Source organism: Oceanicola granulosus HTCC2516 (genome assembly GCF_000153305.1).
GTDB classification, from domain to species: domain Bacteria; phylum Pseudomonadota; class Alphaproteobacteria; order Rhodobacterales; family Rhodobacteraceae; genus Oceanicola; species Oceanicola granulosus.
Map to the genome: position 1 here is coordinate 1,856,081 of NZ_CH724107.1, position 26,258 is coordinate 1,882,338.

Annotated in this window: 32 protein-coding genes; 8 read left to right on the forward strand and 24 right to left on the reverse strand. The window is 71.1% G+C overall.

Annotated features, from left to right (window positions below; all coding sequences use genetic code 11):
- The first annotated feature begins 110 nt into the window (after window positions 1-110).
- Window positions 111-419, forward strand: coding sequence for a hypothetical protein (locus OG2516_RS08845; RefSeq protein WP_007255310.1), 309 nt, complete (start codon window positions 111-113; stop codon window positions 417-419).
- Complete coding sequence (locus OG2516_RS08850) at window positions 410-1,093, forward strand: NAD-dependent deacylase (RefSeq protein WP_007255311.1); 684 nt, start codon at window positions 410-412, stop codon at window positions 1,091-1,093. Before OG2516_RS08845 ends, OG2516_RS08850 begins: the two co-directional genes overlap by 10 nt.
- On the opposite strand, the gene OG2516_RS08855 is transcribed toward OG2516_RS08850, so the two are convergent.
- From OG2516_RS08855 to OG2516_RS08880, 6 genes are all read right to left on the reverse strand, one after another.
- Window positions 1,090-1,440 carry an H-type lectin domain-containing protein gene (locus OG2516_RS08855; protein WP_007255312.1) on the reverse strand — a complete coding sequence of 117 codons (351 nt, stop codon included), beginning with the start codon at window positions 1,438-1,440 and terminating at the stop codon, window positions 1,090-1,092. The genes OG2516_RS08850 and OG2516_RS08855 overlap by 4 nt on opposite strands.
- Window positions 1,441-1,721: 281 nt before the next feature.
- Window positions 1,722-2,159, reverse strand: coding sequence for a F0F1 ATP synthase subunit epsilon (locus OG2516_RS08860; protein WP_007255313.1), 438 nt, complete (start codon window positions 2,157-2,159; stop codon window positions 1,722-1,724).
- 30 nt (window positions 2,160-2,189) lie between these two features.
- The gene (gene atpD, locus OG2516_RS08865) at window positions 2,190-3,614 is read right to left on the reverse strand and encodes a F0F1 ATP synthase subunit beta (RefSeq protein WP_007255314.1); all 1,425 of its coding nucleotides are present in this window, start codon (window positions 3,612-3,614) and stop codon (window positions 2,190-2,192) included.
- Window positions 3,615-3,632: 18 nt separating this feature from the next.
- Entirely contained in the window at window positions 3,633-4,508 is an 876-nt protein-coding gene (locus tag OG2516_RS08870; RefSeq protein ID WP_007255315.1) for a F0F1 ATP synthase subunit gamma, read from the reverse strand.
- Between the two features lie 90 nt (window positions 4,509-4,598).
- Window positions 4,599-6,137 carry a F0F1 ATP synthase subunit alpha gene (atpA, locus tag OG2516_RS08875; protein WP_007255316.1) on the reverse strand — a complete coding sequence of 513 codons (1,539 nt, stop codon included), beginning with the start codon at window positions 6,135-6,137 and terminating at the stop codon, window positions 4,599-4,601.
- Window positions 6,137-6,697, reverse strand: coding sequence for a F0F1 ATP synthase subunit delta (locus OG2516_RS08880; protein WP_083788558.1), 561 nt, complete (start codon window positions 6,695-6,697; stop codon window positions 6,137-6,139). The genes atpA and OG2516_RS08880 overlap by 1 nt, the downstream gene beginning before the upstream one ends.
- A gap of 350 nt (window positions 6,698-7,047) precedes the next feature.
- Here OG2516_RS08880 and OG2516_RS08885 point away from each other — a divergent pair, with 350 nt between their 5' ends.
- Window positions 7,048-7,590: a hypothetical protein gene (locus OG2516_RS08885; RefSeq protein ID WP_007255318.1), complete on the forward strand. Its 543-nt coding sequence runs from the start codon at window positions 7,048-7,050 to the stop codon at window positions 7,588-7,590.
- Between the two features lie 4 nt (window positions 7,591-7,594).
- Here OG2516_RS08885 and rnc read toward each other — a convergent pair whose 3' ends face one another.
- The 12 genes from rnc to folK form a co-directional block, all read right to left on the reverse strand.
- Window positions 7,595-8,275, reverse strand: a complete 681-nt coding sequence (gene rnc, locus OG2516_RS08890; protein WP_007255319.1) for a ribonuclease III — start codon at window positions 8,273-8,275, stop codon at window positions 7,595-7,597.
- A complete protein-coding gene (gene lepB, locus OG2516_RS08895) occupies window positions 8,272-9,222 on the reverse strand; it encodes a signal peptidase I (protein ID WP_040615036.1) in 951 nt (316 codons plus the stop codon). Before lepB (OG2516_RS08895) ends, rnc begins: the two co-directional genes overlap by 4 nt.
- Window positions 9,219-10,079, reverse strand: coding sequence for a signal peptidase I (gene lepB, locus OG2516_RS08900; protein WP_007255321.1), 861 nt, complete (start codon window positions 10,077-10,079; stop codon window positions 9,219-9,221). Before lepB (OG2516_RS08900) ends, lepB (OG2516_RS08895) begins: the two co-directional genes overlap by 4 nt.
- 104 nt (window positions 10,080-10,183) lie before the next feature.
- Window positions 10,184-11,389 carry an MFS transporter gene (locus OG2516_RS08905; RefSeq protein ID WP_007255322.1) on the reverse strand — a complete coding sequence of 402 codons (1,206 nt, stop codon included), beginning with the start codon at window positions 11,387-11,389 and terminating at the stop codon, window positions 10,184-10,186.
- A complete protein-coding gene (gene acpS, locus OG2516_RS08910) occupies window positions 11,386-11,799 on the reverse strand; it encodes a holo-ACP synthase (protein ID WP_007255323.1) in 414 nt (137 codons plus the stop codon). Before acpS ends, OG2516_RS08905 begins: the two co-directional genes overlap by 4 nt.
- A 10-nt stretch (window positions 11,800-11,809) precedes the next feature.
- Window positions 11,810-12,277: a hypothetical protein gene (locus OG2516_RS08915; protein ID WP_007255324.1), complete on the reverse strand. Its 468-nt coding sequence runs from the start codon at window positions 12,275-12,277 to the stop codon at window positions 11,810-11,812.
- 148 nt (window positions 12,278-12,425) lie between these two features.
- Entirely contained in the window at window positions 12,426-13,049 is a 624-nt protein-coding gene (locus tag OG2516_RS08920) for a hypothetical protein (protein WP_007255325.1), read from the reverse strand.
- A gap of 225 nt (window positions 13,050-13,274) precedes the next feature.
- Complete coding sequence (locus tag OG2516_RS08925) at window positions 13,275-14,015, reverse strand: pyridoxine 5'-phosphate synthase (RefSeq protein WP_007255326.1); 741 nt, start codon at window positions 14,013-14,015, stop codon at window positions 13,275-13,277.
- 53 nt (window positions 14,016-14,068) lie between these two features.
- Window positions 14,069-14,692: a DUF2062 domain-containing protein gene (locus OG2516_RS08930; protein WP_007255327.1), complete on the reverse strand. Its 624-nt coding sequence runs from the start codon at window positions 14,690-14,692 to the stop codon at window positions 14,069-14,071.
- Between the two features lie 19 nt (window positions 14,693-14,711).
- On the reverse strand, window positions 14,712-16,850 hold the full coding sequence (locus OG2516_RS08935) for a RelA/SpoT family protein (protein ID WP_007255328.1): 2,139 nt from the start codon (window positions 16,848-16,850) through the stop codon (window positions 14,712-14,714).
- Window positions 16,851-16,869: 19 nt separating this feature from the next.
- Complete coding sequence (rpoZ, locus tag OG2516_RS08940; protein WP_007255329.1) at window positions 16,870-17,229, reverse strand: DNA-directed RNA polymerase subunit omega; 360 nt, start codon at window positions 17,227-17,229, stop codon at window positions 16,870-16,872.
- A 105-nt stretch (window positions 17,230-17,334) separates the two neighbouring features.
- Entirely contained in the window at window positions 17,335-17,898 is a 564-nt protein-coding gene (folK, locus tag OG2516_RS08945; RefSeq protein WP_040615038.1) for a 2-amino-4-hydroxy-6-hydroxymethyldihydropteridine diphosphokinase, read from the reverse strand.
- A 125-nt stretch (window positions 17,899-18,023) separates the two neighbouring features.
- On the opposite strand from folK, the gene OG2516_RS08950 reads away from it, so the two are divergent.
- Together OG2516_RS08950 and ispH are read left to right on the forward strand one after the other, a co-directional pair.
- Window positions 18,024-18,605, forward strand: coding sequence for a LabA-like NYN domain-containing protein (locus OG2516_RS08950; protein WP_007255331.1), 582 nt, complete (start codon window positions 18,024-18,026; stop codon window positions 18,603-18,605).
- Window positions 18,606-18,719: 114 nt separating this feature from the next.
- The gene (ispH, locus tag OG2516_RS08955) at window positions 18,720-19,670 is read left to right on the forward strand and encodes a 4-hydroxy-3-methylbut-2-enyl diphosphate reductase (RefSeq protein WP_007255332.1); all 951 of its coding nucleotides are present in this window, start codon (window positions 18,720-18,722) and stop codon (window positions 19,668-19,670) included.
- Between the two features lie 12 nt (window positions 19,671-19,682).
- Here the strand turns inward: ispH and OG2516_RS08960 are convergent, their stop codons facing one another.
- Window positions 19,683-20,693, reverse strand: coding sequence for a chemotaxis protein CheB (locus OG2516_RS08960; protein ID WP_007255333.1), 1,011 nt, complete (start codon window positions 20,691-20,693; stop codon window positions 19,683-19,685).
- Window positions 20,694-20,806: 113 nt separating this feature from the next.
- Here OG2516_RS08960 and OG2516_RS08965 point away from each other — a divergent pair, with 113 nt between their 5' ends.
- Together OG2516_RS08965 and rnhA are read left to right on the forward strand one after the other, a co-directional pair.
- Window positions 20,807-21,256: a DUF3429 domain-containing protein gene (locus OG2516_RS08965; protein WP_007255334.1), complete on the forward strand. Its 450-nt coding sequence runs from the start codon at window positions 20,807-20,809 to the stop codon at window positions 21,254-21,256.
- Complete coding sequence (gene rnhA, locus OG2516_RS08970) at window positions 21,256-21,708, forward strand: ribonuclease HI (protein ID WP_007255335.1); 453 nt, start codon at window positions 21,256-21,258, stop codon at window positions 21,706-21,708. The genes OG2516_RS08965 and rnhA overlap by 1 nt, the downstream gene beginning before the upstream one ends.
- Window positions 21,709-21,744: 36 nt before the next feature.
- Here the strand turns inward: rnhA and fmt are convergent, their stop codons facing one another.
- The 3 genes from fmt to def (OG2516_RS08985) are packed head-to-tail and all read right to left on the reverse strand — an operon-like array spanning window position 21,745 to window position 23,718.
- A complete protein-coding gene (fmt, locus tag OG2516_RS08975) occupies window positions 21,745-22,647 on the reverse strand; it encodes a methionyl-tRNA formyltransferase (RefSeq protein WP_007255336.1) in 903 nt (300 codons plus the stop codon).
- Window positions 22,648-22,655: 8 nt separating this feature from the next.
- Window positions 22,656-23,144 (reverse strand): peptide deformylase, encoded by a 489-nt coding sequence (def, locus tag OG2516_RS08980; RefSeq protein ID WP_007255337.1) that lies wholly within the window; start codon window positions 23,142-23,144, stop codon window positions 22,656-22,658.
- Window positions 23,145-23,196: 52 nt separating this feature from the next.
- Window positions 23,197-23,718, reverse strand: a complete 522-nt coding sequence (gene def, locus OG2516_RS08985) for a peptide deformylase (protein ID WP_040615730.1) — start codon at window positions 23,716-23,718, stop codon at window positions 23,197-23,199.
- 101 nt (window positions 23,719-23,819) lie between these two features.
- Here def (OG2516_RS08985) and OG2516_RS08990 point away from each other — a divergent pair, with 101 nt between their 5' ends.
- Window positions 23,820-24,992 carry a MalY/PatB family protein gene (locus OG2516_RS08990; RefSeq protein WP_007255339.1) on the forward strand — a complete coding sequence of 391 codons (1,173 nt, stop codon included), beginning with the start codon at window positions 23,820-23,822 and terminating at the stop codon, window positions 24,990-24,992.
- 4 nt (window positions 24,993-24,996) lie between these two features.
- Here OG2516_RS08990 and OG2516_RS08995 read toward each other — a convergent pair whose 3' ends face one another.
- Window positions 24,997-25,383: a hypothetical protein gene (locus tag OG2516_RS08995; protein ID WP_050769127.1), complete on the reverse strand. Its 387-nt coding sequence runs from the start codon at window positions 25,381-25,383 to the stop codon at window positions 24,997-24,999.
- Between the two features lie 60 nt (window positions 25,384-25,443).
- Window positions 25,444-26,217, reverse strand: coding sequence for a precorrin-4 C(11)-methyltransferase (gene cobM, locus OG2516_RS09000; protein WP_007255341.1), 774 nt, complete (start codon window positions 26,215-26,217; stop codon window positions 25,444-25,446).
- Between the last annotated feature and the right edge of the window lie 41 nt (window positions 26,218-26,258).

The window sequence follows — 26,258 nt, forward strand, 5'->3', positions numbered from 1 at the left end:
AGAGCGCCACGTTTCAGGCATTCTTTTCCGCAAGACATGGCGGACGAACATCCGGAAAACCGGGGGCGCACCGTCGATCGAGGCAGCAACAGCAGCGCAAGGGCAGTACCATGTACCGAACGGTCCTGGTGGTGGCGATTCTCACCCTGTCATCCTGTGGCGGCGGCAGCCGCGTCACCGGCGATGTCGGCCGCGCCTGTATGGCGGCGGGCCGGTCCAACGCCAATCCGATCCTCTGTTCCTGCGTCCAGCGCGCGGCGAACGAGACCCTGTCGGCGCCCGAGCAGCGCGCGGCGGCGACCTACTTCAAGAACCCGGAACGGCTGCAGAGCATGAAGCTCGACGACCGCCCCGCCGCCGACCGCGCCTGGGTGCGCTACGACGCCTTCGTCGACACCGCCCGGGCCATGTGCAACTGAGGATCGTCGTCCTCACCGGGGCCGGGATCTCGGCGGAGAGCGGGCTCGGCACCTTCCGCGACGCCGGCGGCCTGTGGGCGCGCTACGCGATCGAGGACGTGGCCACGCCGGAGGCCTTCGCCCGCGACCCGGCGCTGGTGCACGACTTCTACAACATGCGCCGCGCCGAGGCGGCGCGCGCCCGGCCCAACCCGGCGCACGCGGCGCTGGCGCGGCTGGCGGCGTCGGCGCACGAGGTCACGCTCGTCACCCAGAACGTCGACGGCCTGCACGAGGCGGCGGGCAGCCCGGCGCTGCACATGCATGGACGCCTCTCCGGCGCGCTCTGCGCCGCCTGCGGCCACCGCTGGGCGGCGCCGGAGGCGATGTCGCCCGAGACCCCCTGCCCCGCCTGCGGCGCGCGCGCGGCGCGGCCGGACGTGGTGTGGTTCGGCGAGATGCCGCACGGGCTGGAGGAGATCGAGGAGGCGCTGGCCGGGGCCGACCTGTTCGCCGCCATCGGCACGTCGGGCGAGGTCTACCCGGCCGCCGGCTTCGTCGAGGCCGCCCGGCCGGGAGCGCACACGGTCGAGCTCAACCTCGCGCCGTCGCTGCGCGCGCGCGCGTTCCGCGAGCGGCGGATCGGCAAGGCGAGCGTGGTGGTGCCGACCTGGGTCGACGAGCTGCTGGCCTAGCCGAGCTCCCACTCGTCCGCGTCGCGCAGCTCCCCGATCGCCATCCAGGCGACGCGCAGGCGCGCCACCCGGGTATCGCCCCAGGTGCGGAAGACGATGGTGAAGCCGTCACGCGCGACGTCCTCGGCGCGGATGTCGGCGCGGACGTTGGCCCCGTGGGCGACATCCCACATCGAGATCGACAGGGTGACGGTCGGCGGCGCCTTGAAGCTTTCGCCGAAGGTGACGCCCTGGGCGATCATCCGCGGCCCCTCGCCGGTCCACATTTCGCCGCCGTGCTGGAAGTCGGAGAAAAGGACCAGATCCCCTTGATCCACCCCGATCCAGTGGTTTCTCAGTTTCTGCATGGCTCGATCGCCCCCTCCCCGGACGTCTTGCTATGACAATCGGTCATCGATGCGGAAATTGCACGTCCGTTTCTGCACGTGAAACAGGGAGGCCGGCCGAGGACGAGCGGGGTCGCTTCTGTAGCACTCCGCGCCACGGCCGCCGCCTGCGCGGGAGCGGCCCGCTTCATCTGGCCGCAAATATGCATACCACCCCTCCGCTGGCGCTCCCGCGGCGGCGCCGCGCGCAAACGAAAACGGCCCCCGAGGGGGCCGCTTTCACAGCGCGGGGCGCGGCGATGTCAGAGGTTCGGCTGGCGCGGGCTGAGGCCGATATGGCCGCCGACGGCGACCATGTCGGAGAGCAGCTTGGCCGCGTCGTCGACCGGGCCGGGCTCGTTGACGAAGGTCTCCTTGGCGCGCGAATGCGCCTGGGCGGCCTCCTCGACGAGGCGGTCGTAGACCTCCTGGCTCATCTCGGCGCGCGGCAGGGCCTGCTCGGCGAGGACGGTCACGCCCGACTCGCCGATCTCGGCGAAGCCGCCGACCACGACGTACTCGTCGGTGCCGCCGGCATGGACCGCGCGCAGGATGCCCGGCCGCAGGGTGGTGATCGTCGGGGCGTGGGACGCCATCGCCGTCATGTCGCCGTCGGCGCCGGGGATCTGCACCTCGGTCACCTCGAGCTGCGCCAGGCGCCGCTCGGGGCTCACGAGGTCGAACGTGAAAGTCTCAGCCATGTCGTCGGCTCCCTTCTCGGGTCAGGTGGCTCAGGCGGCGGAGGCGGCGAGGCGTTCGGCCTTGGCGACCGCGTCCTTGATCCCGCCGACCATGTAGAAGGCCGCCTCGGGCAGGTGATCGTACTCGCCGGCGACCACGGCCTTGAACGAGGCGATGGTCTCCTCGAGCGGCACCTGCACGCCGTCGGTGCCGGTGAACACCTTGGCGACGTCGAAGGGCTGCGACAGGAAGCGCTGGATCTTGCGGGCGCGGGCCACGGTGAGCTTGTCCTCTTCCGACAGCTCGTCCATCCCGAGGATCGCGATGATGTCCTGGAGCGACTTGTAGCGCTGCAGGATGCCCTGCACGTCACGGGCGACCTGGTAGTGCTCCTCGCCGACGATCTGCGGGTCCATCAGGCGCGAGGTCGAGTCGAGCGGGTCCACGGCGGGGTAGATGCCGAGCTCGGAGATCGCGCGGTTGAGCGTGGTGGTGGCGTCGAGGTGGGCGAAGGAGGTCGCCGGCGCCGGGTCGGTGAGGTCGTCGGCGGGCACGTAGATCGCCTGCACCGAGGTGATCGAGCCGGACCTGGTCGAGGTGATCCGCTCCTGCAGCGCGCCCATGTCGGTGGCCAGCGTCGGCTGGTAGCCCACCGCCGAGGGGATACGGCCGAGCAGCGCCGACACCTCGGAGCCCGCCTGGGTGAAGCGGAAGATGTTGTCGACGAAGAACAGCACGTCGGTGCCGGACTGGTCGCGGAACTGCTCGGCGAGGGTCAGGCCGGTCAGCGCGACGCGGGCGCGGGCGCCGGGCGGCTCGTTCATCTGGCCGTAGACCAGCGCCACCTTGGATTCCTCGAGGTTGTCGGGGTTGATGACGCCGCCCTCGATCATCTCGTAGTAGAGGTCGTTGCCCTCGCGGGTCCGCTCGCCGACGCCGGCGAACACGGAGAAGCCGGAGTGCACCTTGGCGATGTTGTTGATCAGCTCCTGGATCAGAACCGTCTTGCCCACGCCGGCGCCGCCGAACAGGCCGATCTTGCCGCCCTTGGAGTAGGGCGCGAGCAGGTCGACGACCTTGATGCCGGTGACGAGGATCTCGGCCTCGGTCGACTGCTGGGCGAAGTCGGGCGCGGGCGCGTGGATCGGGCGGCGCTCGTCGGCGCTGATCGGGCCCTTCTCGTCGACGGGCTCGCCGACGACGTTGAGGATCCGGCCGAGCGTCGCGTTGCCCACGGGCACCGAGATCGGCTCGCCGCGGTCGGTCACGACGCCGCCGCGCACGAGGCCCTCGGTGGCGTCCATCGCGATGGTGCGGACGGTGTTTTCGCCGAGGTGCTGCGCCACTTCGAGAACCAGCGTCTTGCCGTTGTTGTCGGTGGTCAGGGCGTTGAGGATCGCCGGCAGGTGATCGTCGAACTGAACGTCGACAACCGCGCCGATCACCTGGGTGATCTTGCCTTTTGCTTCAGCCATGTTTGGTCTCCGGTTCTCTTAGAGCGCCTCGGCGCCCGAAATGATTTCGATCAGCTCGTTGGTGATGACGGCCTGGCGCGAGCGGTTGAATTCGATGGTCAGCTTGTCGATCATCTCGCCGGCGTTACGCGTGGCGTTGTCCATCGCGCTCATCCGGGCGCCCTGCTCGGACGCGCCGTTCTCGAGCAGCGCGGCGAAGATCTGGGTGGCCACGCCGCGCGGCAGCAGGTCGGCGAGGATCGCCTCTTCCGACGGCTCGTAGTCGTAGAGCGTCGTGGTGCCGGCGTCGGCGTCGTCGTCGGCCTCGAACGAGGCCGGGATGACCTGCTGCGCCGTCGGCTTCTGGCTGACGACGTTCTCGAACTTGGCGAAGAAGATCGTTGCGACGTCGAACTCGCCGGCGTCGAAGCGGTCGAGCACGTCCTTGGCGATGGCTTGGGCGTTCTCGTAGCCGACGCGCTTGACCTCGGAGAGGTCGACGTGGCCGACGAACAGGTCGCCGTAGTCGCGGCGCATGCTGTCGCGGCCCTTCTTGCCGACGGTCAGGATCTTGACCGTCTTGCCGTCGGCCTTGAGCTTGTCGGCGTGGGTCTTGGCGAGCTTGGCGATGTTGCTGTTGAAGCCGCCGCAGAGCCCGCGCTCGGCGGTCATGACGACGAGCAGGTGGGTCTGGTCGGAGCCGGTGCCGGCGAGCAGACGCGGCGCGCCTTCGCCGACGCCCTGCGCCAGGCCGGCCATGACCGCGTTGAAGCGCTCGGTGTAGGGGCGCGCGGCTTCGGCGGCCTCCTGCGCGCGGCGCAGCTTGGCGGCGGCGACCATCTGCATCGCCTTGGTGATCTTGCGGGTCGACTTGACCGACTCGATCCGGTTCTTCAGGTCCTTGAGGCTTGGCATCTATTCCTATCCCCCAGCGTCCGCCCATGCGGCGGGCGCGGTTTCAGACTTCGTGTCCCGGGGGGCCGGTGCGGCCCCCCGCGCCTCGTCTCAGCCAAAGTCCTTGGCGAATTCCTGGATCGCCGACTTCACCTTCTCCTCGGCGTCGCCCTTGATCTTGGGATCCTCGTTGGTGATGAAGTCGAGCACGTCGCGGCGGTTGGTGCGCAGGTGCTTGAGCAGGCCGGCCTCGAAGGCGCCGACCTTGTTCACCGGGATCTTGTCGAGGAAGCCGTTCACGCCGGCGTAGATGACGCAGACGATCTCGGCGTTGGTCAGCGGCGAGTATTGCGGCTGCTTCATCAGCTCGGTCAGGCGCGCGCCGCGGTTCAGCAGCTGCTGGGTGGCGGCGTCGAGGTCGGAGCCGAACTGCGCGAAGGCGGCCATCTCGCGGTACTGGGCGAGCTCGAGCTTCACCGGGCCGGCGACCGACTTCATCGCGTTGGTCTGCGCGGCGGAGCCGACGCGGGAGACCGAGAGGCCGGTGTTCACGGCGGGGCGGACGCCCTGGTAGAACAGTTCGGTCTCGAGGAAGATCTGGCCGTCGGTGATCGAGATCACGTTGGTCGGGATGAACGCCGACACGTCGCCGCCCTGGGTCTCGATGATCGGCAGCGCGGTCAGCGAGCCGGCGCCGTGCTCTTCGTTGAGCTTCGCCGAACGCTCGAGCAGGCGCGAGTGCAGGTAGAAGACGTCGCCCGGGTAGGCTTCGCGGCCCGGCGGGCGGCGCAGCAGCAGCGACATCTGGCGGTAGGCGACGGCCTGCTTGGAAAGGTCGTCGTAGATGATGAGCGCGTGCTTGCCGTTGTCGCGGAAGTACTCGGCCATGGCGCAGGCGGCGTAGGGCGCCAGGAACTGCATCGGGGCCGGGTCGGAGGCGGTGGCGGCGACGACGATGGAGTAGTCGATCGCGCCGGATTCCTCGAGGCGCTTCACCAGCTGCGCCACGGTCGAGCGCTTCTGGCCGACGGCGACGTAGATGCAGTAGAGCTTCTTGCTCTCGTCGTCGCCCGCGGCGTCGTTGTAGGACTTCTGGTTGAGGATCGTGTCCATCGCGACGGCGGTCTTGCCGGTCTGGCGATCGCCGATGATGAGCTCGCGCTGGCCGCGGCCGATCGGGATCATCGCGTCGACGGACTTGAGGCCGGTGGCCATCGGCTCGTGGACCGACTTGCGCGGGATGATGCCCGGCGCCTTCACGTCGGCGACGCGGCGCTCGGAGAACTGGACCTCGCCCTTGCCGTCGAGCGGATTGCCGAGGCCGTCGAGGACGCGGCCGAGGAGGCCTTCACCGGCGGGAACGTCCACGATGGAGTTCGTCCGCTTGACGGTGTCGCCTTCCTTGATGTCGCGGTCGGAGCCGAAGATCACGACGCCGACGTTGTCGGTCTCGAGGTTCAGCGCCATGCCCATGATGCCGCCGGGGAACTCGACCATCTCGCCGGCCTGGATGTTGTCGAGGCCGTAGACGCGGGCGATGCCGTCGCCGACCGAGAGAACGCGACCCACTTCAGCAACTTCGGCACCCTGGCCGAAGTTCTTGATCTGGTCCTTGAGGATCGCAGAGATTTCCGCTGCTTGGATCGCCATTACCGGGCCTCTTTCATGGTGTTCTGGAGTGCGGCGAGCTTCGAGCTGATCGAGGTGTCGATCATCTTCGAGCCCACCTTGATGACAAGACCGCCGATGAGGCTCTCATCGACGGTCGCATTGATCTTGACGTCCGAGCCGACGCTGCTCTTGAGGGTGGAGGCGAGCTTGTCGGACTGGGTCTTGGTGAGCGCCTTGGCGGACACGACGTCGGCGGTGACGACGCCGTTCTCCTTGTTGAGGCGCTCGCGCAGGGCACGCAGCATCTGCGGGACCACGAACAGGCGGCGCTTCTGGGCCATGAGCGTCAGCGTGTCGCGCATGGTGTCCGACAGGCCGGCCTTCTCGGCGATGGCGCGGATCGCGTCGGCCTGGCCTTCGCGCGCGTAGAGCGGCGAGTGCAGCAGGTCGCGCAGGTCGGCGCTCTCGGCGAGCGCGGACTCGAGCGTCTCGATGTCGTTTTCAAGCGCGGAGAGGGCGTCGCCCTCCTTGTAAAGCTCGAACACCGCAGTCGCGTAGCGTTGCGAGATGCCGGTCGAGATCGAAGCTGGTTCGGACACGTCCACCCTTTCGATATCTGGCCCATCGGGCCCTGGTTGCGTTGTTGGGCGGCGAGGGCAATCGAAGCCACCCGGGTTCCCGGACCCGGGCCGCAAAATCAGGGGCGATGTAGCAGAGGCTTTTTCGTGGGGCAACCGCCTACAGGCGGGTGGCGCGCGATGAAACTAGCGGTTTGGCTGGCGCGGCGAGGGGGTGCGACTCTTTGCGCCGCCGGGGCGGTGGCGACCGGATGCGCCCCCTTCCCCCACATCACCGCAGGACGGTCAAATTGCTGCCGGGTTCGGCGGCGAGGCTCCTCGCATGCTGAAACACATCTGGGGGCCGGCCAGGCGCCGGCGGTTATTCCTTCATGCTCATCGATGCCGTCGTCATCGGGCTCTCGCTGCTGGGGCTCGCCTTCTTCGCCACCGGATGGCTGCCCGCCGGGCGCACCGCCGAGCCGGCGCCGCCGCCCGCGCCCGTCGCCCCGCTGCTCGAGCCGGCCGCGGCCGAGCCGTGGGAGCCGCAGGAGGACGATGGCGACGCGGAGGTGCGCGACCACGAGCCCGAGATCATCGACATGCGCGACCCGGATGACGTCATCACGCTCGACTTCCCCGAGCGCCCCGCCCACCACCTGCACCTGGTCTCGGGCAGCGCCTGCGCCGAGATCGACGCCGGCACCGCGCGCAGCGCCTGGATCGACGTCTACCTGTCGCGCCTGGCGCACCTGGGCGAGGCGCAGCTCGATGGCGACGGGGAATACGCCCCCGGCAAGGCGGCGCACGTGATCCGCATCGACCTCGGCTCGCAGATCACCGCGCCCGACGGCACGGTGACGGGCGCGGTCAACGACGAGCCCGAGATCTTCTTCGACCGGGTGGTGGCGTCGCAGGTGGCCTACGCGATCTGAGCCGCTACGGCGCGAGCCGGTCGAGCAGCGTCCGTGCAGCCGCCTGCTCGGCCTGGCGCTTGCTGCCGGCCTCGGCGCGGGCGCTCTCGCCGGTGGCGAGACGGACCTCGATGGTGAAGAGCGGCTGGTGGTCGGGGCCGTGGCGCGAGATCTCGCGGTAGCCCGGCGGCGGCTCGCCGCGCGCCTGCGCCAGCTCCTGCAGCGCGGTCTTGGCGTCGCGGGCATCCTCGGCGACGGCGCCGATGCGCTTGCCCCAATGCGCCCGCACCACCTCGCGCGCCCGGGCGAAGCCGGCGTCGCGGTAGATGGCGGCGATCACCGCCTCCATCGCGTCGGCCAGCAGCGCCTCCTTGCGCCGCCCGCCCGTCTTCATCTCGGAGCGGCCGAGCTTGAGCACCGCGCCGATGTCGATCTCGCGCGCCACCTCGGCGCAGGTCTCCTTGCGCACGAGCGCGTTGTAGCGCGGCGCGAGCAGGCCCTCGCGGGCCTCCGGATCGGCCTCGAAGAGTGCTTCGGCCATGACCAGCCCGAGCACCCGGTCGCCGAGGAACTCGAGCCGCTGGTTGTCGCCGCGCCCGGTGCTCGAGAAGGAGGGGTGGGTCAGCGCGCGCAGCAGCAGCTCGGGGTTCTCGAAACGGTGGCCGAGGCGGTCGCAGAAGGCGGTGAGGTCGGCGGAGAGCTTCATCGCACGGGCCTCCCGACGCGCGGCCAGCGCATCGCCGAGATCCAGGGCAGCACGCCGGAGCGCCAGTCGTCGCTGGACAGCACCACCCGCGTCACCTCGGCGCGGGTGCGCGAGATCGGCACCATGCGGGTGGCGAGCAGCTGCGGATTGGCGAGGGTGCCGTCGCGGTCGCGGTTGTCGGCGAGGACGAACACGTGGTCTTCGGGCACCTCGGCCTCGGCCGGCGCCAGCGCCTCGGCGACGGGGGTGGCGGGCAGGATGGCGTGGCTGGTGCCGTCGGGCAGGGTCTCGCGGCCGTCGGCCATCGCGACCGGCGTGCCGTCGATGGCGAGCCCGCCGTCGGCCACGGAGACGGTCTCGCCGGCGAGCGCGATGACGCGCATGATCTGGGTCGGATCGCCCGGGGCGTCGTAGGTGTAGAGCACCACGTCGCCGCGCCCCGGCGCGCCGGTGAGGGTCGCGGCGGAGACGTAGTCGCCCTCGATGAGGGTCGGCTCCATCGAGTCGGACACGATCAGGTGCGAGGTCCAGAAGCCGCGCGACAGCATCACCAGCGCCAGCCCGCAGGCGAGGACGAAGCCGATGCGCCGCGCCAGCGTGGGCGCGTGGCGCTGGCCGCCGTCGGCGTGGCTCGGCAGCGCGAGCAGCGCGAGGGTCAGGAGGATCGGGCCGTAGGGGATGATCGCCAGCAGGATCCACCAGCCCGAGCGGCCCGCGTCGTGCAGCCGGCGCACCATCGTGCCGTAGACCTGCACGCAGACCAGCGCGGAGAGGACGAACATCACCTGCGCCGGGCTCAGCCGCCCGTCGAGCGCCGCCGAAATCGGCGGGCCGGCGAGCGTGATCAGCGCGACCGTCACCAGCCCGACCACGACGGTCGCGCGGCCGGTGGCCCCGTTCCAGTCGAAGCCCGAGATGAAGAAGGCGCGGACCGCCCCCGTCATCATTCGATCTTCTTGAAGAACCGGTCGCCCCGCCATGTCCAGAAGTATAGCATGGAGCGCCCGGCCGAGGAGAAGACCACCCGGTCGGCGCGCCCGACGAGGTCTTCGTAGGGCACGAAGCCGACGCCGCCGGAGGCCTGGCTCTCGCGGCTGTCGCGGGAATTGTCGCGGTTGTCGCCCATGAAGAAGTAGTAGCCCTCGGGCACCGTGTAGACGCCGGTGTTGTCGAAGCTCTGGTCGCGGATGTCGAGGATGCTGTGGCTGACGCCGTTGGGCAGGGTCTCGATGTAGCGGCGCTTCTCGCAGACCGCGCCCATGCCGACCGCGCCGTTGGCGCAGCGCGGGCGCAGGCCCTGCGGGCCCTGGGGCGCGAAGATCTCCTCGAAGATGCCGTCGTCGACGACCTGCACCGGAGTGTCGTCGATGAACAGGTGGCCGTCGACGATCCGGATCTCGTCGCCCGGCAGGCCGATCAGGCGCTTGATGAAGTCGCGCCCGGTGACCGGGTGGCGGAAGACGACCACGTCGCCCCGCTCCGGCTGGCTGCCCCAGAGGCGGTCGCCGCCCTGGTAGTCCGGGTCGGACTTGTCGCCCTGGAAGACGCCGCAGAAATCGTCGGCGCCGATGTCGATGCCGAGGGCGGGGATGCGGATCGAGGGGCAGGAGGCGTAGGAGTAGCCGTAGGCCATCTTGTTGACGAACAGGAAGTCGCCGATCAGGAGGGTGTCCTTCATCGAGCCGGACGGAATCCAGAACGGCTGGAAGAACAGCGTCCGGAAGACCCCCGCGATCAGCAGGGCGTAGACGATGGTCTTCACGGTCTCCCAGATCCCGTGGAGCACCCCTTCCTGTTCGGCCATAGCCGCCTGTCCTTCCTCGAAGCTTCGGGGCTACATGAGGGGAGGCCCCTCCCCTGTCAAGCGATGCCGGGACCGGCTGGCGCGGCTGTGTTGCCCGCCCCCGCTCAGGCGCGGCGCGCGCGCGTCAGCGCGACGGCGGCGATGGCGAGCGTGAGGCTTCCGCCGAGGACGAAGACGATGCCGGTGGAGGTCGCCGCCGCGATGGCGGCACCGAGGAACGGCGCGGTGACGAGGGCGGCGGTGTTGGCCGCTTCGCCGAGCGCGGTGACGCGGGCGATGCTTTCGGGGGCGGTCTCGTTCTGGATCACCACGCGCGGCGGGATCATCAGCGCCGCCGAGGCCACGCCGCCGAGGGCGAAGGCCAGCAGCATCGGCGCCAGCGGGAACGGCACCCCGAAGACCTGCGCCAGCCCCGGCAGGATCAGCACCGGCCCCGCCACCAGCCCGCCGAGCCCCATGAGGCGGAACGGCGCCCCGGTCCGGCGGGCCAGCCACAGCGCGCCGGCGACCCCGCCCACGCCGAACGCCGCCATCGCCCAGCCCAGCGCCGCCGCCGGGTGGCCGAGGTCGCGGATCAGCGCCGCGAGGAGGGTGTCGTAGAGGAACGTGGCGAAGAAGCTCGCCGCCGTCAGCCCCAGCGCCAGCCGCAGCGGCGGCGAGCGCCGCACCAGCCGCAGCCCCGCCGCGATGTCGGCGCGCAGGGCCGGGCGCGGCCCCTCGAGCGGCGCCTGTCCGAGGGGCGGCAGCGTCATCAGGATGAGGGCGGCGAGGCCGGAGATGGCGGCGTTGACGACGAACACGCCACCCGGCGCGAGCCACCCCAGCAGCACCGCGCCCAGCGCCGGGGCGACGATCTTGCTCGACTGGTTGACCGCGTGGCTGACGCTGTTGGCCGCCAGCCGGTCGGGCTCGGCGACGAGGCGCTGCAGGGCCGCCTGCTTGGCCGGGGTGAAGAAGGTGTCGACGGACTGGCCGAGCGCCAGCAGCGCCACGAGCGTCACCCAGTCGCCGGCGAGCGTCATCGACAGGTAGACGAGCCCGCGCCCGAGGTTGGCCCCGACCAGCACCGCGCGCACCGGCAGCCGGTCGACGAGGGCGCCGGCGAGCAGGCCGATCGTGAGGTAGGGCAGCCCCAGCGCGACGGCGAACCACGCGAAGGCGATGGTCGGAGCCTCCCACTGGAAGGCGATCAGCGTCATCATCGCGACGTAGGAGAGCCAGTCGGCGAAGTCGGCCGGCACCTGCCCGGCGAGCAGGCGCGCGAACTGGCGGTTGCGGCGCAGCAGGCCGCGCGAAGCGGGCGCGGTCATGAGGAGGGCGAGGCTTTCGGCCGCGCCTCGATCACCACGAAGGCCTGCGCCCAGGGGTGGTCGTCGGTCAGGGTGACGTGGATCACCGCCTCGCAGCCCGCGGGCGTCATCGCCGCGAGCCGCTCCTTCGCCCAGCCGGTGACATGCATGACGGGCTGGCCCGAGGCGAGGTTGGTGACGGACATGTCCTTCCAGGCGATGCCCATGCGCAGGCCGGTGCCGAGCGCCTTGGAGCAGGCCTCCTTGGCGGCCCAGCGCTTGGCGTAGGTGCCGGCGACGTCGGCGCGGCGCTCGGCCTTGGCCTGCTCGATGTCGGTGAAGACACGGTTGCGGAAGCGGTCGCCGAAGCGCGCCAGCGTCGCCTCGATCCGCTCGATGTTGGCGAGGTCCGTGCCGATGCCGAGGATCATTGGCGGCGGCTCAGTAGTCGGGGGTGAGCGCGGCGCCGACCTGGCCGGTCGCCTGGTTGATCGTCACGGAGAGCCACATGGGCGTCTCCCGGCCGTCGGCGTCGGGCACGGCGGCGGGGAGCTGGAGGCGCAGGCCGACGGCGGGATCGTACTCGGCGGTGACCCCCTCGAGCGACAGGCCGTAGAAGCCGCGCGTGCCCTCCCAGCTCACGACGCGGCAGGTGCGGCCGCCGACGAGGTCGTAGGGCGGGGCGAGCACCAGCAGGTGGAACGGGACCATCGCCGGCTCGATCGTGTCGAGCAGGGCGATGCGCACCTCGCCGTTGGCGAAGGTCATCGTGTGCGCCTCCCACGGCTCGGGGATCGCATCGGCGCGGGCGCGCCAGTCGCACTCGCCGACCGACTGGGCGGCGAGCGGCAGCGGCAGGGCGAGGCAGGCGGCGAGCGCGGCGGGGCGGAGCATCTGGATCGGCGTCATCGGGCGGTCCTCCTGCGGTTGCCCCTGTCTCGCAGAAGCTGGCGGGCCCGCCAAGGCTTCGGTGCGGATCCTCGCGCCGGACACGGAACAGGCGCCCGGTGGGACCGGGCGCCTGCAAGACGTGGGGACGATCAGGGGTGGATGCGGATCAGTCGTCCGTCTCGTCCTCGGCCTCGTCCTCGACCTCGTCGGCGGCGTCTTCCGCCTCGTCCTCGGCGGCGTCCGCTGCGTCCTCGGCCGCGTCCTCGGCGTCCTCGGCGGCGTCTTCCGCTTCGCCGGTCATGGCGTCGTCATCCATGGCCGCACCGGAGAGGCCGTTCTCGGCCGCCTGCTCCTGGGAGATCTCGCAGACGGTTTCGTCGGTGCCCTGGAAGTCCTGGGCGATGACGTTGGCTTCGACGCCGCAGACGTTGGCGGCCACGCCGATCGGCGCCTGGACCGTGTTGCCGTCGACCGAGAGGTTCACCAGGCCGTTCTGCTGGCCGTTGCCGCCGGCGTTGTCACCGTTGCCGCCGTTGCCGGTGTTGATGCCGTTCTGGGCGGCGGTGCTCTGGTCGATCTCGCAGGCGGTCTCCTCGGAGCCGACAAACTGCTCGGTCAGCACGTTGACGTCGACGTCGCAGACGTTGGCGGCGACGCTGACGGGGACCTGCACCGTGTTGTCGTCGACCGACACGTTGACCAGGCCCTCCTGGTCCTGGGCAAGCGCCCCGGTGGCGAACAGGCCGAGGGCGGCGGTGGCGGCGAAGAGGCTCTTGGACTTCGTGAACATGGTATTCCTTCCTCCGATATGCTCGGACCTGGCCGACGGACGGTGCCGCTCCGGCCGGTCTCTGGAGGGCTGAACAGACGGCGCGGCGCGGTGTTCCCGCCCCTGTGCGCACCGGCTGGCGGAGCATGGAATATCGTGCGGACTTCTGCTCACCTGCAGGCGAAAAGTCGCAAATCTTGCCTCTTCCGCCGGCCCGGCGGCACTCGTGAACGGGGCGCGGCGGAACTATTGCCGCGCGGCGTCCATGCGGCGGCGCATCTCGTGGATGGCGGGGCCGAGGCCGAGGAAGATTGCCTCGCCGACCAGGAAGTGGCCGATGTTGAGCTCGCGCAGCTCGGGGATGGCGGCGACGGGGGCGACGGTGTCGTAGGTCAGGCCGTGGCCGGCATGGACCTCGAGGCCGAGGCTGTCGGCGAGGCGGGCCATGTCGACGAGGCGGGCGAGCTCCTCGTCGCGCTCGTCGAAGCGGCCCTCGGCGTGAAGATCGCAGTAGCGGCCGGTGTGCAGCTCCACCACCGCCGCGCCGATGCGGTGGGCGGCCTCGATCTGCGGGCGGTCGGCGGCGATGAAGATCGAGACCCGGCAGCCCGCGTCGGCGAGCGGGGCGATGAACTGGGTCAGCCGGTTCTGGTCGCGCGCGACCTCGAGGCCGCCCTCGGTGGTGCGCTCCTCGCGCCGCTCGGGCACGATGCAGACCGCGTGCGGGCGGTGGCGCAGGGCGATGGCCTGCATCTCGGGCGTGGCGGCCATCTCGAAGTTGAGCGGCAGGGTCAGCGCCTCCATGAGCGCGTCGATATCGCGGTCGGAGATGTGGCGGCGGTCTTCGCGCAGGTGCGCGGTGATGCCGTCGGCGCCGGCCTCCTCGGCGAGCCGGGCGGCCCGGACCGGGTCGGGATAGGCCGAGCCGCGGGCGTTGCGCACCGTCGCCACGTGATCGATGTTCACGCCCAGCCTCAGCTTTTCCATGTCCGTCTCCCTGCTGTCGGGGCGGACGATACAAGCTGGCGGCGGGGATGCAATCAGCCCTGCGTCTTCAGCTTCTCGAGCTTGGTGCGCAGCGTCTTGCGGCGGCGGTTCTGGTAGGCGCGCAGCACCGGGGTGCTGAGGTAGTAGCAGACCGTCGCGGCGACGATGCCGGGGACGATGCCGCCGACGAGGTAGGGCAGGAAGACCTCGTCGTGGAAGACCTCGAGCCGGCCCCAGTGCGCGGTGCGCGGGGTGAACATCGACAGGACGTTGTGCCAGAGGTCGGCCCCCGCCCCGGCGAACTTCTCGAACAGGCCGCGCTCGAAGCCGTGCGGCGGGCGGGTGCCGAGCATCCAGTAGCCGGTATTGAGCGCGATCACCCCGATCGGCACGTAGGTCAGCGGGTTGCCGAAGAAGGTGGCCAGCAGCGCCGCGACGATGTTGCCGCGCATCGCCTTGGCGAGGCCGGCGGAAATCAGGAAGTGCAGCCCGTAGAAGGGCGTGAAGGAGGTGAAGACGCCGGCCCAGATGCCGCGGCTGATCTTCTCGGGCGTGTCGGGCAGGCGGCGGACGCGGTGCTTGACGTAGGTCGCCGCGCGCGCCCAGCCGCCCTTGGGCCAGAGCGCCCGGAGCACGATCTGCCAGACTGGCCGCCTGTCCCTGCGCTTGAAAACCAAGAAGTGTCCCCTTCGGCGCTCAGCCCTTGAATGGCACCGTCGCGGCCCGGTCGGGATCGCGAGAGCGTTCGATGGAGGCGACGTTGCTGTCGGCCTCGAGCGCCGTCATCACCCGGTGCAGATGCTCCGCGTCGCGCACGTCCACGTCGATCAGCAGCCGGAAGTAGTCGGGCTTGCGGTCGATGAACGACAGGTCGGAGATATTCGCGCTCTGCTCGCCGATCAACGTGCAAATCCGCCCGAGCACGCCGGCGTCGTTGCTGATCGAGATGTCGAGCGTCACCGTGTTCACCGCCGGGTGCACGCCCTCCTGCCATTGCAGGTCGATCCAGCGCTCGTTCTGGTTTTCGTACTGGGCGAGCACGGCGCAGTCGATGGCGTGCAGGAAGACGCCGTGGCCGCGGAAGGTGATACCGACGATGCGCTCGCCCGGCACCGGCTGGCAGCAAGGCGCGCGCAGGTGCTTCTGGCCGGACTCGAGGCCGACGATGGCGCGGCGGGCGTCGACGGTCTCGGCCGGCTTCTCGGCGAGGTCGGGGTAGATCGTGCGCACCACCTCGCGCGAGGTGATCTCGGCCGAGCCGAGCAGCTCGAGCAGGTCGTCGGGCCCCTCGAGCGCGAGCGCCTTGGCGGCGGTGGCCAGCGCCTTGTCGGTGGCGCGCTTGCCGACGTTCTCGAACGCGACGCGCGCGAGCTCGCGGCCGAGCTTGATGAAGCGCTCGCGGTCCTCCTCGCGCAGCGAGCGGCGGATCGCGGTCTTGGCGCGGCCGGTGACGGCGATGTCGATCCAGGTGGCCTGCGGGGTCTGGCCTTCGGCGGTGATGATCTCGACGGACTGGCCGTTCTTCAGCCGGGTCCAGAGCGGCACCCGCATCCCGTCGACCTTGGCGCCGACGCAGGCATGGCCGATGCGGGTGTGGATGGCGTAGGCGAAGTCGATCGGGGTGGCGCCGCGCGGCAGCTTGATGACCTCGCCCTTGGGCGTGAAGCAGAACACCTGGTCGGTGTACATCTCGAGCTTGACCATATCGAGGAACTCGTCGTGGTCGTGGCCCTCGTCGAGCCGCTCGGTGAGCGCGGTGATCCAGCGCTGCGGATCGACGGCGAAGCGGTTCTCGACCCGCTCGCCGTCGCGGTAGGACCAGTGCGCCGCGACCCCGGTCTCGGCGACCTCGTGCATCTCGCGGGTGCGGATCTGCACCTCGACCCGCTTGCCGTCGCGGCCCGAGACGGTGGTGTGGATCGAGCGGTAGCCGTTGCTCTTGGGCTGCGAGATGTAGTCCTTGAACCGCCCCGGCACCGCGCGCCAGCGCTGGTGGATGGTGCCGAGCACCCGGTAGCAATCGGCCTCGGTGGCGGTGATGACGCGGAAGCCGTAGATGTCGGAGAGGCGCGAGAAGCCTTGGTCCTTGGCCTGCATCTTGCGCCAGATCGAGTAGGGCTTCTTGGCGCGGCCGCGCACTTCGGCGACGATCCCGGCCTTCTCCAGCTCGAGCCGCATGTCGGCGGTGATCTTCTCGATCACGTCGCCGGTCTCGCGCTGCAGCGTGATGAAGCGGCGGATGATCGAGTTGCGCCCGTCGGGATTGAGCACCCGGAAGGCCAGGTCCTCGAGCTCGTCGCGCATCCACTGCATCCCCATCCGGCCGGCGAGCGGGGCGTAGATGTCCATCGTCTCGCGCGCCTTCTGGGCCTGCTTCTCGGGCCGCATCGAACGGATCGTGCGCATGTTGTGGAGCCGGTCGGCGAGCTTGACCAGCGTCACCCGCAGGTCGCGGCTGGTGGCCATGAACAGCTTGCGGAAGTTCTCGGCCTGCTTGGTCTCGGTGGAGGAGAGCTGCAGGTTGGTCAGCTTGGTGACGCCGTCGACCAGCTCGGCGATCTCGCGGCCGAACAGTTCCTCGACCTTGGCGAAGTTGGCGCGGGTGTCCTCGATCGTGTCATGCAGCAGCGCGGTGACGATGGAGGCGTCGTCCATCTGCTGCTCGGCGAGGATGACGGCGACGGCGACGGGATGCGTGAAGTAGGGCTCGCCCGACTGGCGCTTCTGCCCCTCGTGCATCTCCTCGCCGAACGCGTAGGCCCGGCGCAGGAGCGCCGCGTCGCTGCGCGGGTTGTAGGAGCGGACGAGCGCGATGAGTTCTGCGGAAGTCGTCATCTCGTCCGCGAGCTGCGCCTCAACGCTGGCCCTGGGCCTCCATGAGCGCACGCAGCAGCTTCTCCTCGGACATGTCGTCCTCGGCGGGCTTGTCGGCCGGCTCGGACGCGCCCATAAGCAGCGCCATCGCGTCGTCCTCGGGCTCGTCGACCTCGATCTGGGTCTGGTTCGCCTCGATCATCCGCTCGCGCAGGTCGTCGGCCTGCTGGGTCTCCTCGGCGATCTCGCGCAGCGCCACGACCGGGTTCTTGTCGTTGTCGCGATCGACCGTCAGCGGCGAGCCGGCGCTCACTTCGCGGGCCCGGTGCGCGGCGAGCATCACCAGCTCGAAGCGGTTCGGAACCTTGTCGACGCAATCTTCAACGGTAACGCGGGCCATTGGGGCCTCCAGGTCTGGGACATCGGTGGTCGGAGAGTCGGAAAACGTCTCCTACCGCTGTTCGCGGGGATTGACAAGCGCCAGCGCGTCTGAACCCGAACGCGATCAGGTGAGCGGCACGACCTCGGCGCGCTCGGCCGCCGGACGCGCGGCGAGCAGCTCGCGGACGGTGCGCCCGAGGATCGGGTGGCGCCAGTCTGGGGCGACGTCGGCGAGCGGCACGAGCACGAAGCTGCGGTCCTGCATCCGGGGGTGGGGCAGCAGCAGCTCGCGCGGCGTTTCGGCCGCCTGCCGCTCCAGTGGCAGATTGATCCACCTCTCCACCTCGGGTTGCGCTGGCAACACCTGGGCGTCCAGCGCGATCAGATCGAGGTCCAGGCTGCGGGCGCCCCAGCGCACCAGCCGTTCGCGCCCGGCCCCGGCCTCGACCTCGTGCAGCAGCGCCAGCAGCGCCTGCGCCGAACCGCCGCAGGCCACCATACACGCCGCATTCACGAAATCCGGACCGTTGCCGGGCGGGAAGGCGGGCGTCCGGTAAAGGCGGCTCGCCCGCAGCCCCGGTCCGAGTCGCCGGACCAGCTCGGCGAGCGCCCACTCCACCCTCTCACGCGGCGTCACGTCGCCTGACGCTGCGTTAGAACCGATCGCGATCAGTGCCGATTGCGTCATTTGACGCGCCTTCCGGGTTGCACCATGTCACATGACCTTTACATTGCAGCGAGCGTGCCGCCGCCCATTACCTCTCCCCCACCATCGAAACAACCGGCCGGGAATTCACGCAGAAGGACAGCCCAATGTTTTATCGCGACGAGCGGCTCGCGCTCTTCATCGACGGCTCGAACCTCTACGCCGCGGCCAAGTCGCTCGGGTTCGATATCGACTACAAGCTCCTGCGGCAGGAATTCATGCGCCGCGGCAAGCTGCTCCGGGCCTTCTATTACACCGCGCTGCTGGAAAACGACGACTATTCGCCGATCCGTCCCCTCGTGGACTGGCTGCACTACAACGGCTTCACCATGGTCACCAAGCCGGCCAAGGAGTTCACCGACAGCCAGGGCCGCCGCAAGGTGAAGGGCAACATGGACATCGAGCTGACGGTCGATGCCATGGAGATCGCCTCGCACGTCGATCACATCGTCCTGTTCAGCGGCGACGGCGACTTCCGCCCGCTGGTCGAGGCACTGCAGCGCAAGGGCGTGCGGGTGTCGGTCTGCTCGACGATCCGCAGCCAGCCGCCGATGATCGCCGACGAGCTGCGCCGGCAGGCCGACAACTTCATCGAGCTCGACGAGCTGCGCGAGGTGGTGGGGCGTCCGCCGCGCGAGGATCGCCCGAGCCGCGCCACCTCCGAAGAGGAGCTGGCCGACGAGGGCTGAGGCCCGGACTGACGGCAACGTGACGCGGGCGGGCCGGCGGGCCCGCCCGTTTTCGTGCGCGGGACTCGACCTCGGCACGCGCAGAGCTTAGGTCGGCCCCGTAAGGAGAGCGCGATGACCAAGCCCCCCCTCACCCTGTTTCTCGCCGCCCCGCGCGGCTTCTGCGCCGGCGTCGACCGGGCGATCAAGATCGTCGAGATGGCGCTCGAGAAATGGGGCGCGCCGGTCTACGTGCGCCACGAGATCGTGCACAACAAGTTCGTCGTGGACGATCTGCGCGACAAGGGCGCGGTCTTCGTCGAGGAACTCGACGAGTGCCCCGACGACCGCCCGGTGATCTTCTCCGCCCACGGTGTCCCCAAGGCCGTCCCCGCCGCCGCCGCGAAGCGCGAGATGATCTTCGTGGACGCCACCTGCCCGCTGGTGAGCAAGGTCCACATCGAGGCCGCGCGCCATGCCGAGAACGGGCTGCAGATGATCATGATCGGCCATGCCGGCCACCCGGAGACCGTCGGCACCATGGGCCAGCTGCCGCCGGGCGAGGTGCTGCTGGTGGAGACGCCCGAGGACGTCGCCGGGGTCGAGGTGCGCGATCCGGAGAAGCTGGCCTTCGTCACCCAGACCACCCTCTCCATCGACGACACCGCCGAGATCGTCGCCGCCCTGAAGGCGCGCTTCCCGGCCATCGTCGGGCCGCACAAGGAAGACATCTGCTACGCCACCACCAACCGCCAGGAGGCGGTCAAGGCGATGGCGCCGCACATCGAGGCGCTGCTCGTGGTCGGCGCGCCGAACTCGTCGAACTCGCGCCGCCTCGTGGAGGTCGGGCGCAAGGCCGGCTGCAGCTACGCCCAGCTCGTCCAGCGCGCCGCCGACATCGACTGGCGCGCGCTCGAGGGGGCGGCGGCAGTGGGCGTCACCGCCGGGGCGTCGGCGCCGGAGGTGCTGATCGACGAGGTGATCGCGGCGGTGCACGCGCGCTACGACGTCACCGTCGAGCGGGTGAAGACGGCCGAGGAGAACGTGGAGTTCAAGGTGCCGCGCGTGCTGCGCGAGCCGGCCTGAGCCGGAAGCGCCCTACCCCGCGCCGCGCTGGCGGATGATCCGCTCGAGCCGCTCGGCATCCTCCCCGATCAGCGCCGCCCGCGCGACGAGCGACTCGCGGGTGCGGGCGCTGGCGGCCTTGTCGGCCATCTGCCGGATCAGCGACTCGCGGCCCCGGTGCGCGCGCAGCACGTCGAACAGCCGCCGGTCGAGGGCCTCCTCCTGCGCCTCGTCGAGGCTGGCGAGGGTGTAGCCGTGGCCGGTGTGGCAGCGGAAGCGGGTGAGCGGGCCGTCGTCGATCTGCCAGAGCACGCCGTTGCAATGGGGGCAGTTGTAGGGGCTGAGCGTGCCCAGCTGCTGCTCGGTGGCCATGTTCGCGTCCTCCAGTCCGGCGACCTTCAACTCCAGTCCGATATCCCACGGCACCTCGCCCGGCGGCGGACAGGGCGCGCCCGCGAGCGCCGTCAGAACCGTGGCGATGGCCTCGGGCTCGAGCACGTCGGCCTCGGGCACGGCGGCGAGGGCGGCGGCGGGCATGTCGGGGGCATCGGCGCTGTCGGGGGCCTGCACCAGCACCCGCCCGCCGGTGCGGCGCAGCGCCCGCGCCCCGGCCGCGCCGTCGTCGAGGTAGCCCGACAGCACCACCCCCACCGCGCGCGGCCCGCGATAGACGGCGGCGGAGCGGAACAGCGGGTCGATGGCGGGGCGGAAGTTGTTCTCGTGCGCGCCGCGCCGCAGGTGGACATGCTCGGCGCCGATCATCAGGTGCCGGTCCTGCGCGGCGACGACGACGGTGCCGGGCGCGAGGTCGGCGCCGTCGACGGCCTCGACGACGGGCAGGCGCGCGTGCCGCCCGAGGATGCGGGTGGTCATCGAGTAGCCGGTCGCGGGGCGGTGCTGGCAGACGAGGATGGTGGCGGGGAAGTCGTCGGGCAGCAGGCTGAGGATGTGGCCGAGCGGCTCGAGGCTGCCGGCGGAGCCGCCGATGACCACCGTGTCGATCTGCGCGGCCCCGTCGCCGCCGCCATGTCGCTGATCGTCCATGTCCGTCGCACCCCGGCCCGTTTCAAGGTCGAACGCACACGCCACGTCAGGGGTCCATCCGCACGCCGCTTCCCGGCTTGCGCATCGCGCCGCTTCGGGCCATTCCCGGCCCGATGACGCGTCCGCCCGCCTCCGCCCTGCTGCTCGGCCTCGCCGGCCTGCTGCCGTTCCTCTGGGGCGCGGCGACGGTGCTGTGGCCCGGCCTCGGCCTCTGGAGCGCCGAGACGCTCGGCGGCCGGTTCGCGGGGCCGTACCTGCAGCTGTTCTACGGCACGATCATCCTCGCCTTCATGTCGGGCGTGCTCTGGGGCTTCGCCACCCGCGCCGAGGGCCCGCGCGCCGCGGCGGGCTACGCGCTGTCGGTGATCCCGGCGCTGTGGGCGTTCTTCACGACCGGCGGCGGCCCGACCTCGGCGGCCACGAGCCTCGCCGTCGGCTTCCTCGCGCTGCTGCTGCTCGACGCGCAGTTCGCCCGCTGGGGCCTCGCGCCGGCCTGGTGGATGCCGCTGCGCACGGGGCTGACGGCGGTGGTGGTGCTCTGCCTGCTGCCGGTGATCCTCTGATGGCCGAGCTGTTCGCCTATACCGACGGCGCCTGCTCGGGCAATCCCGGCCCCGGCGGCTGGGGCGCGGTGCTGATCGCGCGCGAGGGCGGCGCGGTGCTCAAGGAACGCGAGCTCAGCGGCGGCGAGGCGCGCACGACCAACAACCGGATGGAGCTGATGGCCGCGATCTCGGCGCTCGAGGCGCTGGAGCGGCCGTCGCGGCTGACGATGGTGACGGATTCGAACTACGTGAAGGACGGCATCACCTCGTGGATCGCCGGCTGGAAGCGGCGCGGCTGGAAGACCGCGGCGAAGAAGCCGGTGAAGAACGAGGACCTCTGGCGCCGCCTCGACGAGGCCGCCGCGCGCCACCAGGTGACGTGGGAATGGGTCAAGGGCCACGCCGGCCACCCCGAGAACGAGCGCGCCGACGAACTCGCCCGCGCCGGCATGGCCCCGTTCAAGAGGTAGGGTGCGCATTCATTGCGCACCGCCCGCCCGACGGCCCTACCCCAGCCGCTCCGGAAATCCGCTCCACCCGCGCAGCACGTCCGCCGCCGGCCCCGCCCGGCGTCCTTCGCGCTGCACCAGCGGCACCTCGACCGCGCCGGTGCCGCAGGCGACCACGAGCGGCGCGAGCACCGCGCCCGGCGCGCCGGTGCCCCCGACGACGCGGGCGCCCAGCAGCTTGAGCCGCTCGCCGCCCGCGTCGCACCAAGCGCCGGGGAACGGGGCGAGGCCGCGGATGTGGCGGCCGACCTCGTCGGCGGGGCGGCTCCAGTCGATGCGGGCCTCGGCCTTGTCGATCTTGGCGGCGTAGGTGACGCCCGCCTCGGGCTGCGGCTGCGGCTCCAGCCCGTCGAGCCCGTCCAGCGCCTCGACGATCAGCCGCGCGCCGAGGCTGGAGAGGCGGTCGTGCAGCTCGCCCGTCGTCTCCTCCGCGCCGATCGGCAGCGCCTCGCGCAGCAGCACCGGGCCGGTGTCGAGGCCGGCCTCCATCTGCATGATGCACACGCCCGTCTCGGCGTCGCCGGCCATGATCGCGCGGTGGATCGGCGCGGCGCCGCGCCAGCGGGGCAGCAGCGAGGCGTGGATGTTGAGGCAGCCGCGCGCGGGCGCGTCGAGCACCGGCTGCGGCAGGATCAGCCCGTAGGCCACCACCACCGCGACCTCCGCGCCGAGCGCCGCGACTTCCGCCTGCGCCTCGGCGGGCTTCAGCGACACCGGGTGGCGCACCGGCAGGCCGAGCGCCTCGGCGCGGGCCTGGACCGGGCTCGGCCGGTCCTTCCTGCCCCGCCCGGCGGGCCGCGGCGGCTGGCTGTAGACGCAGGCGATCTCGTGCCCCGCCGCGACCAGCGCGTCGAGCACCGGCACCGAGAAGTCGGGCGTTCCCATGAAGACGATGCGCATCGGGCCTCCTAGCGCTTGCGGGCGCGCTTGAGCAGCATCTCGCGCCGGGTCCGGCTCAGCCGGTCGAAGTACATCCGTCCGTCGAGGTGGTCGAGCTGGTGCTGCACGCTCGTCGCCCAGAGGCCGACGAAGTCGCGCTCCTCGGTCTCGCCCGCCGCGTTGAGGAAGCGCACCGTCACCGCCCGCGGCCGCTTCAGCGCCGCGCCGACTCCGGGCAGGTTGGGGCTGGCCTCCTCGTGCTCGCGCAGCTCGACGCTGGCATGGAGCAGCTCGGGGTTGGCGAGCCGCACCGCCTTGCCGCGCGCGGTGCTCGCGTCGACCACCGCGAGGCGCAGCCCGATCCCAAGCTGCGGCGCGGCGAGCCCGTAGCCCGGCATCGCCTCCATCGCCTCGACCATCTCGTCCCAGATCGCGCGGACCGCGTCGTCGACCTGCGCCACCGGCGCGGCGCGGGTGCGCAGCGCCTTGTGGGGCCACATCACGAACGGCCGGCTCATGCGACGCCCGCCCCCGGCGCCGGGCCGCCGCGCGGGATCGGGCGGACGGCCATCAGGCCCGCGCCTTCTCGCGCTTCAGCTTCTGCATCTTGCGCGTGATCATCTGCCGCTTGAGCGGCTTGAGGTAGTCGATGAACAGCTTGCCGTCGAGGTGGTCGATCTCGTGCTGCACGCAGGTCGCCCAGAGCCCGTCGAAGCGCTCGCGCCGCGCGCCGCCCTCGAGGTCGGTCCAGCGCACCTCGACCTCGGCCGGGCGCTCGACCTCGGCGTACTGGTCGGGGATCGACAGGCAGCCCTCCTCGTAGACATTGCGCGCGTCCGACGTCCAGACGATCTCGGGATCGCACAGCACGAGAGGGCGCGGCGCCTCGCCCTCGTCCTTGACGCAATCCATCACCAGCACCCGCTTCAGCACGCCCACCTGCGGCGCCGCGAGGCCGATTCCAGGGGCGTCGTACATCGTCTCGAGCATGTCGTCGGCGAGCCGGCGCACCTCGTCGGTGATCTCGCCGACGGGCGTGGCGGCGGTCTTCAGCCGCGGGTCGGGATGGATGAGGATGGGGCGCTTCGTCATGGCCATCATCTAGGCCAAGCCCCGCCCCCGCGCAACTCGCCCCCTTGCGCCCCGGCGGGCCCCGTGGAAATTTGCCGCGGCCAGTTGTGACAGGAGCCGCGATGTCCTTCGACCAGCCCGTGGACCGCAGAAGCGTCGGCGCCACCAAGTGGGATCTGCTCGCCAGCGCCATCGGCGTCGAGGCGGCGGATGCGCTGCCGATGTGGGTCGCCGACATGGACTTCCCGCCCGGCGAGTTCCTGCAGCGCGCCGTCACCGGGGTGCGCGACGGCGGCTTCTACGGCTACTTCTCCACCCTGCCCCACTTCCAGCAGGCGGTGGCGGGCTGGATGGCCGACCGGCACGGCTGGCAGGCCGACCCGGGCCACGTCATCGCGACCCACGGGCTCGGCAACGCGATCGCCATGTGCCTGCAGACCTACACCGCCCCGGGCGACGAGATCGCGATCCTGACGCCCGTCTACCACGAGTTCGCCGCCAAGGTCCGCCGCAACCGGCGCGAGGTCCGCGAGCTGCCCCTCGCCATCGGCGCCGACCGCCGCTTCGCGCTCGATTTCGAGCGCTGGGAGGGGATGCTCTCGGGGCGCGAGCGGATGCTGGTGCTGTCCTCGCCGCACAACCCGGCCGGGCGCATCTGGACGCCGGACGAGCAGCGCGCGCTGGCCGACTTCTGCGCGCGCCACGGCCTGCTGCTGCTGTGCGACGAGATTCACCACGACCTCGTCTTCCCGGGCGAGCGCCACGTGCCGTTCCCCGTCGCCGTGCCCGACGCGATGGACCGGACGGTGATCCTCGGCGCGGCCTCCAAGACCTTCAACATCGCCGGCGCCCGCACCGGCTACGCGATCATCCCCGACGAGGGGCTGCGCACCCGCTTCGCGGCCTGCGTCACCGCGCTCGACATCCAGCCCAACCGGTTCGGCGTCGAGATGACCCGCGCCGCCTACTCGCCCGAGGGCGCGGCCTGGGTCGATGCGCTGGTGGACTACCTCGCCGGCAATGCCCGCACATTCGCCGAGGGCGTGGCGCGGATCCCCGGCCTCGCGGCGATGCCGATGCAGTCGACCTACCTCGCCTGGGTCGACTTCGCGCCGCTCGGGCTGTCGCGCGAGGAGCTGCAGAAGCGCGTGCTCGGCAACGCGCGGATCGGGCCGAGCCCGGGGCCGCCGTTCGGCACCGGCGGCGAGCTGGCGATGCGCTTCAATCTCGGCACGCGGCGCGCCCATGTCGACGAGGCGGTCGCCCGCCTGCAGCGCGCCTTCGCCGACCTCTGATCCGTCAGTCGGGCGAGGGCAGCAGGCCGCCGGGCGCTTCCGGGGCCAGCCGCTCGAAATCCACGGGCGGCTGGTCGTGTACGGCGGTGGCGCGCTTGAACTCGTAGATCCGCTCGCCGCCCTCGTCGCGCGAGGTCATGATCAGGCACTGCGAGACGTGCCGCGCGCCGTCGTAGAGATCGACGAGCCCGCGCAGGTGGTCGCCCTCCTCCACGGCGACGGCAAACCCGGTGCTCCACGAGCGCAGGACCCGAATCGTCCGCCCGTCCACCTCGAGCCGCAGGCGGCTCTTGCGCCGCTCGGCCTTGCGCCGCGCCTGCTCGATGCCTTCTCTCACGCTGTCCGGAAGATATTCGATGACCTGGCCCTCCACCTTTCGTGGCGCCAGCATGACGTGACGGGGGTTAAAATCAAGTGTCCCCCGCGCGCGCCGCCCGGATTTCGTGGCCCCTCAGCCGCGCTCGCGGGCCCTGGGCCGCAGCAGGTGCGGCCTCGCGGCGTCGTAGAGCGCGCTGTCGGGGAAGGCGTGGCTCTCGGCGAGCGCGGGGCCGACGAAAATCAGCGCCGTGCGGGTGATCTTGGCGGCGCGGACCCGCTCGCGGATGTCGGCGAGGGTGCCGCGGATGACCTGCTGGTCGGGCCAGCTGGCGCGGTAGACGACGGCGACGGGGCAGTCTTCGCCGTAGTGGGGCACGAGCTGGCGCTCGATCTCCCGCAGGGCGCGGATGCCGAGGTGGATCGCCAGCGTCGCGCCGCTGCGCGCGAAGGTCTCGAGCGTCTCGCCGGGCGGCATCGAGGTCGACTTCATCGACATCCGCGTCAGCACGATCGACTGCGCGATTTCGGGCACCGTCAGCTCCTGCCCCAGCGCCGCCGCCGCCGCCGCGTAGGCGGGCACGCCGGGCACGATCTGGTAGGGGATGCCGTCGGCGCGCAGCCGCCGGACCTGCTCGGCCACGGCGCCGTAGAGCGACGGATCCCCGGAATGGACCCGCGCCACGTCCTCGCCCCGTGCGTGCGCCGCCCGGATCTCGGCGTGCGTCTCGTCGAGCGTCATCGGCGCGGTATCGAGCACCCGCGCCCCCGCCGGCGCGCGCGCCACGACGGCCGCGGGCACCAGCGAGCCGGCGTAGAGGCAGACCGGGCAGGCCTCGATCAGCCGCGCGGCCTTGAGGGTCAGGAGCTCCGGATCGCCGGGGCCGGCGCCGATGAAATGGACCGTCATCGCGTTGCCCCCTCGGTGTGCGTGCGAGCCGCGTCGGGCCG